12 protein-coding genes are annotated in these 14,065 nt (G+C 45.8%); 6 read left to right on the forward strand and 6 right to left on the reverse strand.

All coding sequences use genetic code 11. The features are described from left to right. Positions 1 to 35: 35 nt before the first annotated feature. Entirely contained in the window at positions 36 to 539 is a 504-nt protein-coding gene (locus tag H6F44_RS10405) for a globin family protein (RefSeq protein WP_190350894.1), read from the reverse strand. Positions 540 to 580: 41 nt separating this feature from the next. Here H6F44_RS10405 and H6F44_RS10410 point away from each other — a divergent pair, with 41 nt between their 5' ends. Then, entirely contained in the window at positions 581 to 1,243 is a 663-nt protein-coding gene (locus tag H6F44_RS10410) for a HEAT repeat domain-containing protein (protein ID WP_190350895.1), read from the forward strand. 51 nt (positions 1,244 to 1,294) lie between these two features. Continuing rightward, complete coding sequence (gene nadC, locus H6F44_RS10415) at positions 1,295 to 2,158, forward strand: carboxylating nicotinate-nucleotide diphosphorylase (protein ID WP_190350896.1); 864 nt, start codon at positions 1,295 to 1,297, stop codon at positions 2,156 to 2,158. Positions 2,159 to 2,285: 127 nt separating this feature from the next. On the opposite strand, the gene H6F44_RS10420 is transcribed toward nadC, so the two are convergent. From H6F44_RS10420 to H6F44_RS23155, 3 genes are all read right to left on the reverse strand, one after another. Beyond that, the gene (locus tag H6F44_RS10420) at positions 2,286 to 2,561 is read right to left on the reverse strand and encodes an HU family DNA-binding protein (protein ID WP_190350897.1); all 276 of its coding nucleotides are present in this window, start codon (positions 2,559 to 2,561) and stop codon (positions 2,286 to 2,288) included. A 239-nt stretch (positions 2,562 to 2,800) separates the two neighbouring features. After that, a complete protein-coding gene (locus H6F44_RS10425) occupies positions 2,801 to 4,999 on the reverse strand; it encodes a transglycosylase domain-containing protein (RefSeq protein ID WP_242016526.1) in 2,199 nt (732 codons plus the stop codon). Further along, entirely contained in the window at positions 4,947 to 5,141 is a 195-nt protein-coding gene (locus tag H6F44_RS23155; RefSeq protein WP_242016527.1) for a hypothetical protein, read from the reverse strand. Before H6F44_RS23155 ends, H6F44_RS10425 begins: the two co-directional genes overlap by 53 nt. A 181-nt stretch (positions 5,142 to 5,322) precedes the next feature. Between H6F44_RS23155 and argF the strand changes: the two genes are divergently transcribed. After that, complete coding sequence (argF, locus tag H6F44_RS10430) at positions 5,323 to 6,234, forward strand: ornithine carbamoyltransferase (RefSeq protein WP_190350899.1); 912 nt, start codon at positions 5,323 to 5,325, stop codon at positions 6,232 to 6,234. Positions 6,235 to 6,308: 74 nt separating this feature from the next. Here the strand turns inward: argF and H6F44_RS10435 are convergent, their stop codons facing one another. Both H6F44_RS10435 and H6F44_RS10440 read right to left on the reverse strand, forming a co-directional pair. Next, positions 6,309 to 8,036 carry an ABC transporter permease gene (locus H6F44_RS10435; RefSeq protein ID WP_190350900.1) on the reverse strand — a complete coding sequence of 576 codons (1,728 nt, stop codon included), beginning with the start codon at positions 8,034 to 8,036 and terminating at the stop codon, positions 6,309 to 6,311. A gap of 170 nt (positions 8,037 to 8,206) precedes the next feature. Next, positions 8,207 to 9,559 carry an ABC transporter ATP-binding protein gene (locus tag H6F44_RS10440; RefSeq protein ID WP_190350937.1) on the reverse strand — a complete coding sequence of 451 codons (1,353 nt, stop codon included), beginning with the start codon at positions 9,557 to 9,559 and terminating at the stop codon, positions 8,207 to 8,209. 446 nt (positions 9,560 to 10,005) lie between these two features. Between H6F44_RS10440 and H6F44_RS10445 the strand changes: the two genes are divergently transcribed. From H6F44_RS10445 to H6F44_RS10455, 3 genes are all read left to right on the forward strand, one after another. Continuing rightward, on the forward strand, positions 10,006 to 11,412 hold the full coding sequence (locus tag H6F44_RS10445) for a glycosyltransferase (RefSeq protein ID WP_190350901.1): 1,407 nt from the start codon (positions 10,006 to 10,008) through the stop codon (positions 11,410 to 11,412). A gap of 53 nt (positions 11,413 to 11,465) precedes the next feature. Next, positions 11,466 to 12,020, forward strand: coding sequence for a CDP-diacylglycerol--glycerol-3-phosphate 3-phosphatidyltransferase (gene pgsA / locus H6F44_RS10450; protein ID WP_190350938.1), 555 nt, complete (start codon positions 11,466 to 11,468; stop codon positions 12,018 to 12,020). A 93-nt stretch (positions 12,021 to 12,113) separates the two neighbouring features. Continuing rightward, entirely contained in the window at positions 12,114 to 14,054 is a 1,941-nt protein-coding gene (locus tag H6F44_RS10455; protein WP_190350902.1) for a serine/threonine-protein kinase, read from the forward strand. Positions 14,055 to 14,065: the final 11 nt, after the last annotated feature.

Consider the following 14,065-nt stretch of genomic DNA (forward strand, 5'->3'; position numbering starts at 1 on the left):
TCCCATTGGTATTCAAGTCCTCTGGCGTGGCTGGTCTAATTTACGCGAACTTTGTCAGGGCTGGCTTCTTGCTCAAATTCATACTTAACGGGAAAAGTAAGCTGATAGAGCAAATTCATGTGCTTTAGACCCTCAACACTGAGATAGTCGGTTCGCTGCCCTGCAATACCATAGGTGATACAACGCAGAAAGTGCCAAAAGTCTCGCCAGCAAGCATTTGCGCGTTCTGTCGGATATAGTCCACCGCCCTCCTCTGTGATCTGTGGAAATGTTTGCAAAACTTCAGATCTTGCCAGATCTACGATTTCCGTTGCCCGATCCCGCAGGCTCTGCACTAAAGGAAAATATTTAGCGATCGCCAAACCATCGATACTCGCGATCGTCTGCAAAGCTTGCAAATCAGCATCACTGAGATAACATTTTTGGGAATCTGCTGCCTGAAATATTTGGATGACAGCATCGCTATAATGATTCTGCCAAAGGGCAAAACTGACAATATTAGACTTTTTGATCAAATCACGGACTTTCTCGTTTAGCATAAATTATTTAGCATACAGCAATTATCGCCCCCACGTTTCCCATGGATCTTCCACAAATTGAAATAAATCTTCAAAATCCAGACTTTCAATATCGCATTAAGGCAATCGCTGCCCTCAAAGACTATTCCCCAGATGTTGCTATTCCTATACTAACTAGACATATCCACGATTCAGAGTTCTTAGTGCGTACTTTTGTAGCAAGGGAATTAGGAAGACAAAAAACCTCAGAATCCTTTGCCGCCCTGTTGCAAATTATGCGCTACGACAACACGCCTAATGTTCGTGCTGAAGCTGCTAATTCCATCTCGTTATTTGATCGCATTGCTGCTTCCCATTTGGTGCAAGCCTTTGTCACCGATGACCATTGGTTAGTAAGACGGAGTATCCTCGCGGCACTTGTGGAAATGGAATGTTATCCAGAAATTTTAGAGGTTTGTCTTCTGGGTTTAAAAGGTGAAGATGCCCCGCTACATGAAGCGTCCATTGATGGCTTAAGTTCCCTTTCTAAATCCCATCTCAGTGATGTTGCCCTAGCGAGTTTATTGCAACTTAAGGATTCGGAATTAGAGTATATTAGGGTACGGGTTGCCTATGCGTTAATGCAGTTTGAGCAACCCTCAGCAAAAGCGGCGATCGCTGCTTTGCGTAAAGATCAGGACTATCGGGTGATCGGCGCAGCACTGGAAAATTTAGTCCCCGATTAAAAAAATTATGAAAAAAATTAGCGAATCCCAATTTAGAACTTGTTTAATGTGATGTTACCGCCATTTATAGTGCTTGACCCCTTGATCGGTGATTGGTTGCGTGAAGATATTGGGCGCGGCGATCGCTCAACCATGGGCATATTTCCTAAGGGCAATGCCCCTGATGGTCGGGCGGTGTGGGTTGCCAAAGCAGATGGTGTAATAGCTGGAATACCGATCGCATCTAGAGTATTTCAATTGCTAGATGGGACTGTAAGTTTTGAGGCGATCGCCCAAGAAGGACAATCGGTAAAAGCAGGTCAGGCGATCGCCGAAATTCGCGGAAGCCTTGCCACATTGCTCATGGGCGAACGAGTTGCTTTAAATTTGGCAATGCCTTTATCGGGAATCGCCACCCTCACAGCCCAATACGTACAAGCGATCGCCCATACCTCCACGCGCCTTGTCGACACCCGCAAAACCACGCCAGGGATGCGAATTCTTGAGAAATATGCCACATACATCGGCGGGGCAATCAATCATCGCTACGGACTCGATGATGCGGTGATGCTCAAAGATAATCATATTGCGGCGGCGGGAGGCATTACGGCGGCAGTTAACCTTGTGCGCGAACATATTCCCTTCACAACAGCTATTGAAGTGGAAACCGAATCAATTATCCAAGTTAAAGAAGCAATTCGACTTAATTTAGATGTAATTATGTTAGACAATATGCCCCTAGCAATGATGCAAGAGGCGATCGCACTTATTCGCCACTCCAGCCCCCGCACCAAGATCGAGGCCTCAGGCAATATTACCCTAGAGACGATCGCATCGGTGGCAAACTTAGGCGTAGACTATATTTCCACATCGGCAATGGTGACGCGATCGCCTTGGCTAGACATCAGTATGCGGATTTCTTCTTCTCCAAATTAAGTGGAATTGCCCAACCTAGGCAAAAACGAGAGAAAATTTTGAAAGCGGCGCGAAGCGCCGCTTTCAAAATTTTCCCTGTATCCCTCAAAGCCTCAATAGGTTGTAAAGCCAGAGTTTCAAGTTCTAACTACTCAACAACCTTCTCTTTGAACTGCTTACCCGCAGAGAAGGCAGGAACACGGGTGGCAGCAATAAGCATCTTTTCGCCAGTCCGAGGATTGCGACCTTCCCGCTCTTGACGCTCGCGGGGTTCAAAGGAACCAAAACCCACCAAAGTTACGCGATCGCCTTCTGCCACAGCATCAACAATTGATTCGAGGGCAGCCGTGACAATCACTTCAATATTTTTTTTAGATACCGATACTTTTTCAGCGATCGCATCTACCAATTCACCTTTATTCACAGATATAGCTCCTATGTTGCTTGATTATGTTGCTTGATTATGTTGCTTGATTACGTTGCTTAGGTATGTTGCTTAATTACAGCGCTTTGCACTGGCTCGAAATTCAAAGGAACTTTCTGGGCATCGTAGATTTGCGGCGATGCATAGCAATTTCCTTGAGAATTAATTTGAGACGAATTTTATACTACAGCACCTATGGTAGTCGTCAAGCGCTTTTGGACAAACTTTCGTAAAAAATTTTAACGAACAGCTTGACTCATGTAGTTACCCCAGACACTAGCCGCAATGCCACTAGAGCCACTAGTCACCCCTTCATCATTACCTAACCACACCGCCGTGACCAGATTGCGCCTTGGCACAGCGCCGATAAACCACAGATCCCGCGCTTCATCGGTAGTGCCAGTTTTGCCGATCGCCTCAGCTTGCGGAATGGCAGCACTGCCCCCTGTCCCACTAGCAACGACCCCACGCATCAGATCCACCATCACACTTGCTACACCTGCATCCAGCGCTTGCCTTGGCACGATCGCAGTTTTCGCATCCCAGACTACACGGCAGGTTTGACGATCCTTGGGATTTTTGCAATCATTAGTATCCAGAATGCGCCTAATTGCATGGGGCTTGAAATATCTACCCTGATTGACGACAGCAGCATAAGCCCCCGCCATTTCCAAAATCTTGACCTCATTGCCACCTAATACCATATTGCTAGATTCATCGAGCTTGGCAGTAATGCCCAGATTCTTCGCCATCTCGACGACCTTATTTAGTCCTGCCCGTTCCGCCACTCTGATCGCCACCACATTTTCCGACTGGGCAAAACCGCGATACATATCGATCGCCCCAGCACCACCACGGCAACCCGCCACACCTGACAATGAGCTACAACCAAAGGCAGTATTTGGCGAAATACCCTGATCGATCGCCGCCGCATAACTAAATAACTTGAAAGTCGACCCTGGTTGGCGCAGCGCCTGAGAAGCACGGTTAAATTGGCTTGCCTGATAGCTTACGCCACCCGTCATCGCCAATAGCGAGCCATCTTCAGAATTAACTGTAACAATCGCCCCCTGACTAAACCCGTAAGCGCCGCCATCGTTTGCCACTGCATCCTTGAGTGCTTTGTCTGCCGCCCTTTGCATTGCCAGATCCAAGTTAGTCTCCACCACAATATTGCCTTCGCGGGCAAAATTTTTGCCAAGTAGCTCTTCTAACTCCTCAAAAACATAGCTGTAATAGTATGGCGCAGTCGATCCCTGTAATTTAGTCTTAGCGGCTTCATTGAGAATTAAAACCGATCGCCTAGCCCGATCCGCGTCTTGGTCACTGATCATCCCCAGTTCCGCCATGCGATTGAGAATGCGATTGCGATATTCAATGGCGAGGTTTTTGTTTTTAAAAGGGTTGATCGTTTCAGGAGAAGGTAATAGCCCCACAAGGGTTGCCGCCTCTGACAGGGTTAATTGCGATGCTTCTTTATTGAAATACAACTTTGCGGCATCCTTAAAGCCATAGACCCCATAGCCTGCATAGGCACGGTTGAGATAGAGGCGCATGATCTCATCTTTGTTGTAGGTAAAGGTGAGTTTGATGGCGGCAGCAGCCTCTCGCCACTTACGCCCTGCGGAGTCATCAGTGCCTACATAGGTCTTACCAAGAATATTACGGGCTAACTGTTGGGTAATCGTGCTGGCTCCCTCTAATCGTTCGCCTCTGGTTTGTACATTAGTAACGATCGCCCTCGCCACGCCCCAAGGATCAACCCCAATATTCCAATAGAAAGAGGTATCCTCAGAGGCGATCACGGCTTTGGGGATGAACTGACCAAATTCGCCAAGGGTAGCATATTCCGTATGGTTAGCAATATCGGTGGGATCTAAGCGCTTGATGCCGTCCCCCGCCAACACTTCCACAGGACCTTGCTGGGTAACGGGTAGTGGTTTTAAATCAGGGACTTTGCTCACTTCCCAAGCGATCGCCAAAATCAATGCCCCTGCAATCGCGCCAATGCCTAGCCCTGTATATTGCAGCGATCGGATATACCAAGGCGGCGGATCGAGATAGCGAATGATCGCCGCATCCTGCATCTCTGGGGGACCCAGGGTGATTTGCATTTTGTGCTTTAGTGGCACTGACTTTAATCTTTGCTTTTGGCGATAGATGCCATTGGTGGAGTCTTGATCTTGAAGAATGAATTGTGACTTTTTTTGAGAGCGATCGCGCACAATTTGAGCATGAATTTGGCTCACCAGAGGCGTTTGGATTACGATGTCACATTTGCTAGTATTGCGCCCCAAAATATAGCGATCGCCAACTAAATCATGAACTTCAGGACGATCCTGATGCGATCGACGCACCTCCAGCTTAGGCACACGCTCTTTAGGATTAATCTTTAAAGCTTCGCCAACCGTCCGCGTCAGTTGAGAAACTTGGGTCATCAACCTTGATTTGGGAGGCGGTGATTTTGGCGAGTTGGGCGGTGATTTTGGCGAGTTGGGCGATTTCATAAACAGCTAAATAAACAGCTAAGACGTAAATTGTGCCAAGACAGTTGCTGAAGAGCAGAGATAATATTTGCAAATATTATAGTTGCAGCCACTTAGATTAGGAAAAATAAAAATCCTAAGGTTGAAAATAAGCGCATCTTGCTAATCATCCTAATCATCAAACCTTAGGTTTTCGGTAAATCAGAGTACAAACGCGAGATCCCTTGTAAGCTGATGATAGAGTCATCAAAAGAGCTTTTTTCTACACAAACATCATGGGAAACCTCAAAGGACGCGATCTCCTTAGCTTGGCAGATTTGCAACCACAGGAAATACAAGACCTGCTCACCCTTGCTCAACAACTAAAATCAGGCGCAGTGCAGTTTGACTTTCAGCGCAAAACCCTTGGGCTACTCTTTCGTAAAGCCTCCACACGTACAAGGGTAAGTTTTACGGTCGCTATGCACCAATTGGGCGGTCATGTGATTGACCTAGATCCCAATGTTACACAGGTTAGTCGGGGGGAACCAATAGAAGATACCGCTAGGGTTCTAGACCGCTATTTAGATGTGTTGGCAATTCGCACCTTTGAGCAAGCGGAGCTAGAAACCTTTGCCAAGCATTGTAAAATGCCAATTATCAATGCCCTCAGCGATCTAGAGCATCCCTGCCAAGTACTTGCCGATCTGCTCACAGTCAAGGAAAATTTCGGCAATCTTAAGGGGCTAACCCTTACCTATCTTGGCGATGGCAATAACATGGCGCATTCGCTCATGATTGGCTGCGCTCTGGTGGGCATGAATGTCAGGATTGCTTGCCCTCAAGATTTTGCCCCCGATCCTGCGATCGTTGCTCAAGCAAAAGCTTTAGCCATAAATTCGGAAGTAATTGTCACAGACGATCCGCAACTAGCAGCACAAGCGGCGCAGGTTTTGTATACCGATGTCTGGGCAAGTATGGGTCAGGAGTCGGAGGCACAGGATCGGATTCCCATTTTTCAACCTTACCAACTCAATGCCCAGTTGATGAAACTTGCCGATCCAGATGCGATCGCCTTGCATTGTCTACCTGCCCACCGTGGCGAAGAGATTACCAATGATGTAATTGAAGGTAATCAGTCAAAGATTTGGGATGAAGCAGAGAATAGATTACACGCCCAAAAAGCTCTATTAGCAAGCGTTTTATAAGGATTAGTTGCGGCGCGAAGCGCCACAACTAATCTTCGAGTTTTACGAAAGAAGCAGCCCTAGGGCTGCTTCTTTTATACTGTTAATTGGTATTTTTGTTGAGCAACTTGATAGAGAGGCCGCCAGACTAGTCGATTGGTCAACACCACCAATAACGACATCACAATCGTGGAAGCCAATAGCAAAGGAAAGTCACCAGCATCAGAAGCTTTGGTAATCGTGGAACCCAAGCCTGTCGCAGTTAGTAATCTCCCTTGAAACCTGATATATTCCCCCGCAATACTTGCATTCCACGCACCACCCACCGCCGTGATGATGCCCGTAATTAGATAGGGGAATATTCCTGGCAGGATCAAGCTGCGCCAACGTTCTAGGGTTGATAATTTATATACTCTTGCCGCCTCAAAAAGCTCCGCAGGAATCGCCTGCGCCCCTGCAATTACGTTAAAGAGTATGTACCACATACTTCCCATCGTCATCAGTACTACTGCCCCGATGTCCAAACCGCCGCCCACATTAGCGAGATATAGTAACAAAATAGGAAATAGCGCTGTTGCAGGCACTGAGGCGGCAATCTGCACAATAGGTTGCAAAATCTGCGCTAATTTGGGGTCACGCCCAATCCTTACGCCAATGGGTACAGTAATAATCAGCGATAGAATCAGCACAATGACAACCCGAATGGAAGTATAAAATGCACCAGTTATAACCGTAAGCCATTTTGCTACCGATAGTTGACTCAGTAAAGCGATCGCCTCAATTGTGCCACTGAAAACCACAAAACCAACCACACCAATCAATAACCAATTAATCCAAATCAACCATTTATGATCTGTAGTTGGAGCTAGGGTTGCACTCTTGGACTTCACTTGACCCCGATTAAAAGCTTCTGATAGTGGCGTAAATAGGCGATCGCTAATAATCCGCATCGTGGGCGATCGGCGCAGAAAATCCAATACCTGCGATTCAGGCACCTGAGATGCTTCCACCGTCTCATTCTTAAACTTCTCCGCCCATGCGATCAATGGCTGCCACACTAAATAATCAATTATGGTAATGATGCTAATCAGCACCGCCAACCCACTAAAAATCGCTAAGTTGTCCCCTGCATCCGCCGCCGCCTTCAGAAAAGAGCCTAGCCCTGGTAAAGTAAAATCGCGGCTAGATAGGGTAAAGGATTCTGTTTGCATTAAAAAAAACCAACCTCCCGCCACCGACATCACACTGTTCCACACCAAACCCACCACCCCCGATGGCAATTCTAAAGTCCAAAATCTTTGCCAAGCACCCAAACGATATACTTGACTCGCTTCGATCAATTCTTTGGGAATGCTAATTAAAGATTGATAGAAACTAAAGGTCATGTTCCAAGTCATGCCCGTAAAGATCAGCAGAATAGAAGCAAACTCTATACCCAATCGCTGCCCAGGAAACAACCCCACCAAAGCAAGCACAACTGCTGGCAAAAAAGATAATACAGGAATTGATTGCAAAATATCTAATAAAGGAATTAGTATCTTAGACCAAAGCCTAGAACGGTAAGCAACATAGGCATAGGTGACACTAAAAATCAGGGATATTCCATAAGCCGATAGCATTCTGACAATGGTTTGCAAGGCATAGTTAGGCAAGAGGGTTAGGGACAGTTTGATCTGATAGCTGTTGCTGTATTCACCACCAAATTTACTGGCGGTCTGCACGATGATAAGAACAAAAGCAATGATCGCAAAGGGTAAGAGAACATCACCAAGGCTCCATTTGGAACGAAACTGGGAATGGGGATCAATTGTGGGCTGAAACATAGGCAATCTCTACAAGATTAGGGAAGTTATTGCTGGCACTTTCTAGTAAAAGCACAAAATAGCTACGCCATGTCGTGCTTTTAAGTAGCCCATCATAATTAAAATCTAAAACTAGAAGCTACGCGAGCGGGACAGCTTTCTAGGTTTTTAGTTTACTTATGCCTAGCTACTTACTGGGGTTCATCTGACTCATTGCTATTATCTTCGATAAAAATCTCCCCTGAAGGTTCATCATAACTAAATAATTCTGCATAGCGCCCCCAGTCCACCGCAGTTCGCAACTGCCTTTGAGCTTCCTTGGTTGTAAAATAATTTTCTAATATATCGAGGACTAGCTCCTCCGAAATGCGCCGATTGCGCTTTGCCTGCAAAAGTTGACAAATTTGCTGCACTAGGCGGATATTTCTTTGCAAAAGGCTACTAATCATGTCCTTACGCTCATCAATACTGCTCTTTACAAATTTCTCGCCGATCGCCGCTAGTTGAATATCCCCTTCCGTAACTACGACTAGTTCTAACACTTTACTGGCTTCCACAATGGGCAGTAAGTCATCCACTTCTAACAATAATTCTTGGGCAATACGATAAATATCCTTCTCCTGCCGCCCTTCCAATAGCTCTAATAAACCTGCAACTGAGCCAATTCGTACATGGGGTAAAGATTGATATTTAGGCTGCGAGGCGGTGGCTTTATCTTCAGTGGTGGCATTGGCAAGATTAGCCTGTGTCGACAAATCAGGTAAATCAGGATTAGTGAGAATCTTGTAAACTTGATCGACGAGAGCTTGAAATTCGGGACTCTTGCGATCGCGGTAATGGGGCAGCTTAATGGGCAAATCGGCGCGAATACGTCCAGGGTTGCGACCTAGTACAATCACGCGATCGGCAAGCGTCACCGCCTCTTCAATCCCATGGGTGACAATCAAAATCGACTTCGTGGGAATACGTCTTTCAATCCATAGATCCAGCAGTTCAAAACGCAGATTTTCCGCAGTCAAAACATCTAATGCCGAAAATGGCTCATCCATACATAATAATTCTGGCTCCACCGCCAAAGCCCTCGCAAAACCAACACGCTGCCGCATCCCCCCCGACAATTCCTTGGGATAGGCATTCTCAAAACCATCTAAGCCAATCACATCGATCATTCGCAGCGCCTTTTGCATTCGTACATCCTTCGGTTCCCCCTTTGCTTTCAAGCCCAGTTCCACATTTTCTAAAACCGTCAGCCAAGGATAAAGGGCAAAATTTTGGAAAACGATCGCCACCCCCGGATTTAAACCCATGAGTTGCCGATTATAATATTTGACCTTACCACTTGAAGGAGGGATCAAACCCGCAATCATTCGCATCAAAGTAGACTTGCCTGAGCCTGAAGGTCCCAACAAAGCAATAATCTCGCCAACCTGCAACTTACAATTGATATTCTCAATGATTGATATAGTCTGTCCATTCGGTTGCAAATAGGACTTCCCAACATCTTCTAGGGTAATAAAGCTGGTCTTTTCAGCATTTTGAACCATAACGTTATTCATGGGATTGTCCTAGTCTGTAGGGGCTGACGGCAGTTATTGAGCAAATATTTAGACAAACAGGTCACAAGAAAATCTTGAAAAGCATTACTTAGCAATGCTCCTCAAGATTTTTTTGATTGGGTTTGAGCGCTTAGTGCTGTCAGCCTTAATGGGTTGAAAGCATAATAAATTGAGGGTTTTGGCAGTATTTAGCACAACTACATTATCAGCTAAATTTACCCAGAAAGTACGATCAGCGCTAAAATATTGCTCTGCTCGGACTTATGCCAACTAACTAAGAACTCAATTTCTTGGCTGCAAGCTAAGGTCAGCTACAGCAGACTAAAACATCTCTATGATCAACCTGTTTCAACGGATTTAAGCTTTTAGTTCGTAATTTAACAGGGCTTCGAGTAAAGCATTTCTTGCAAAATCCACTAAAGATTCTCACAGTAATGACAAGATCCTTAACCTCTGTACCATCGGGTTCCTTTCAAATTAATGAATTGATTAATGAATTGACTGATTTAGATAATATTCAAACTGGAGTTGTAAAGGATCTTGCTATTGAGGTTGGCTTGGCAAAAGCGAATCAAGGACAGGTGATTTTCTCGCTGATTGTGCCGACCTATAACGAAAGCAAAAATGTTGAGAGATTGGTGGAAATATTAACGCGGCTGTTGGACGAATATTTTAACCGTAAGTTTGATCGTAATGATCGCAATTTTGTGAGTGAATCTGAACAGAAATCAAGCAATAATCCAAATAATCTAAATAAATGCTATGAATTAATTATTGTGGATGATGATAGTCCCGATTTGACTTGGCAAGTGGCACTAGACTTGATGCCAAGATATCCAAATCTGCGGGTGATGCGCCGTCAGGGGGAAAAGGGACTCTCAACTGCTGTAATTCGCGGTTGGCAGGCGGCACAGGGCAGAATTTTAGGCGTGATTGATGGGGACTTGCAGCATCCACCTGAGACGCTGACGCAAATGTTGGATGCGATGCTGGATGGTGTGGATTTGGTGGTGGCGAGTCGTCATGTGGCAGGTGGTGGGGTCAGCGATTGGGGCTTTTTGCGGCGGATGTTGTCGCGGGGCGCTCAAATGTTGGGCTTGCTGATTCTGCCCAATGTGATTGGGCGGGTGTCTGATCCTATGAGTGGTTATTTTATGGTAAGGCGGACAGCGATCGCCAATTGCCCGATGAATCCCTTGGGGTACAAAATTTTGATTGAGGTATTGGGGCGCGGCAATATTCAAGCGGTGGCGGAGGTGGGCTATGTTTTCCAAGAGCGACAGGAAGGAGAGAGTAAGGTGACATGGCGGCAATATGTCCATTATATTTTGCATCTATTGCGGTTGCGATCGCGGGGTCGCATTACCAAAATCCGTAAAAAATTGCACCAAGAAATACACCAAAAGCTGCACCAAAAATTACGATTCCCTGCCAAACGTTTTCTCAAGTTTGGACTGGTTGGATTTAGTGGTGTATTTGTGGATATGGCAATCTTCTATTTGCTTAGTGATGCTTCGACATTGGCATGGGGACTAACACGCAGCAAGGTGATTGCGGCTGAGGTGGCAGTTCTTAATAATTTCCTTTGGAATGATCTTTGGACATTTCGGGATCTGGCTCAGCAACAATTTGGATGGAAAAAACTAATTAAACGCTTTGTGAAATTCAATTTAATTTGTTTACTGGGCATTGGACTGAACTTAATTATTCTCAATCTGCTTTTCAACTATTTTGGTGTCAATAAGTATATTGCCAATTTAATCGCGATCGCGATCGTCACGATTTGGAACTTCTGGTTTAATCTCAAACTAAGCTGGCGCGTGACCGAAACTGATAAATAATAGGTAACGGCACAAAGCATTGTTATCTATCTATTACTTGGTCAACTATGAACATTACCTTACCAACTTGGATCACACTTTCACGATTAATCGCCGTGCCGATTATTTTTGGTCTCTTCGTTTGGCAAGATAGTGAATTGAGTCGCTTAATCGCCCTGAGTGTGTTTGCGATCGCTGCCCTTACTGATTGGTTAGATGGCTATCTCGCAAGAAAACTTAACCAAATAACTGAGCTTGGCAAATTTCTCGATCCATTGGTGGATAAGGTCTTGACGATCGCCCTATTTCTCTTGCTAATTGAGCTAGATCAAGTACCAGCATGGGCGGTATTTTTGATGATTACCCGCGAGTTACTGATCACCGCATGGCGAGGTGCGCCCAGTGCCAATACTAGTGCCAATACTAGTGCCGATCCTTCTGATGATGGCGAAAAACCTGCTCCAATTATCGCGGCAAACCTATGGGGAAAGGCAAAGACGGTCATGCAAATTGTGGCGATCGCGGCTTTATTAATCAAGATCCCCTATGGGATCATTGCTTTTTGGTTAGCGGTCGCACTCACGTTAATATCTGGCATTCTCTATGTTGTGCCAACATCAAAAACCTAGTTATAATTACTAAAGTGATATTGAGGATCATCAGCGCCTTGCGTCAATGCTCCTCATCACCGCACCACATTCATCTAGGGCAACCCTATGGCAATGACAGCATCAATAGGCAGGACTAGGGATCTCTTGGGAGGTCGATTTCGGGTTGTCCAAGCCCTAGAGCAGGACTCCCATAGCCAAACTTACTTGGTGGAAGATACGATCGCTGTCGAAATGCCGCGCTGGATTGCCAAAAGCTTTTGCCTAATCAATAAAACTAATTTGCAACTCGACTGGGCGCGATCGCTCTTTCAAAGGGAAGTGCCGAAACTGCAACAACTCAGCGATCGCAGTAATGATTTTCCTAAAATCAGTACTTATTTTGAAGAGGAGGAGGGATTTTATATCGTTGAAGAAGTAATTAATGGCACACGCCTCAGTGATGAAATTGCCACGGGTAAGCTCTACAGCGAAGCCGAAATAGTTCGTTTTTTGCAGCAACTACTCACCAGCCTCCACAATGCCCATCAATCGCAAATGGTACATGGTGACATCAATCCGCGCAATTTAATTCGCCGTAAAGCTGCCAATCATCATTTTGTGCTGACTAATTTCGCCATTCTCAAAGGCGTTTACGCCACCGCCGCCCCAAATGGTGTAGTTCTTGGCACACCAAGCTATATGCCCTTTGAGCAATCACTGGGACAATTTACCCCCAGTTGTGATATCTATGCCCTTGGCTTGACCGCAATTCAACTATTAACGGGGCTGCATCCTAGTCAATTAGTAAGACGAGAGGATCTAAATCTCCTAGATTGGCAAATGAGAAGTTCCAATATCCGTCCCGAACTCGCCAACATTCTCAACCGCATGGTAAAGCATCACCCTCAAGAACGCTATCAGAGTGCTCAAGAAGTTCTTTATGATCTCGAAAATATCCCCACCTCCATAGATGGTGACAACTTCTCAATGCCAAATCTATCAATGCCAACCCTGTCAATGGGACGCACATCTCAAAACTGGCTAATGGCTATGATTTGTCTAGCAGGAATTGGTTGGGGCGCGATGAATATACGGAACTTAGCAAATTTATCCCAAATTAATTTCCTATCTTCCCCAACCCCTCAGTCCACAATCGCGTCTACTCCAATTAGTGCCAACATCCCCAAGTACGAACTGCGGCTCAATCTTACAGGGCATAGCGGCTGGGTGAGAGCAGTGGCATTCTTTCCCAATGGGTTTAGTTTTGCTAGTGGCAGTTACGATCGCACTCTCAAACTATGGAATGTCAGCAATAATCAATCCTTCGGCACTCTCTCCAATCACCTCGGCTCTGTATCGGGCATCAATGCGATCGCCGTCCATCCCAATGGCAATACCTTTGCCACAGCCTGCATTGATAAATCGATCAAATTATGGAATTTCCGCAGTGGGCAGCCCATTCGCAACCTAGAAGGGCATGAAGGGCAAGTATACAGCGCCGCCTATAGCCCTGATGGCAAAACCGTGATTAGTGGCAGTGCCGATCAAACCCTGAAACTATGGAATTGGAATCGGGGTGAATTGATCAAAACCTTTAGTGGTCATAAAGATAAGGTGGTTGCCAGTGTATTTCATCCCGATGGCAAGCGCATAGCCAGCGCTAGCTTTGATAAGACTATTAAGCTGTGGGATGTGGCGACTGGTGCAGAAATATTAAGTATTTCGGGACATAATGCCCCAGTCAATGCGATCGCCTTCAGCCCAGATGGTAAATTCCTCATTAGTGGCAGCCAAGATCAAACCGTCAAAATTTGGGATGTGGCAACAGGAAAATTGCTGCGAACCCTCTCAGGACATACGGGCAATGTCTTAACTGTCAGCATCAATCGTGAAGGTACAGCGATCGCGTCGGGTGGCTCCGATGAAACGATTCGGATTTGGGAGCGCGAGTCTGGTAAAACGCTCCAAGTGATCAAAGCCCATCAAGCGCCGATCCTCTCTCTCAGTTTCAGCCCCAAAGAATCCACCCTAGTTAGTGGCGGAGCCGATCGCTCTGTTAAAGTATGGCAGTAATTTAATTACGC

The sequence above is a fragment of the Pseudanabaena cinerea FACHB-1277 genome (assembly GCF_014696345.1).
GTDB lineage: Bacteria > Cyanobacteriota > Cyanobacteriia > Pseudanabaenales > Pseudanabaenaceae > Pseudanabaena > Pseudanabaena cinerea.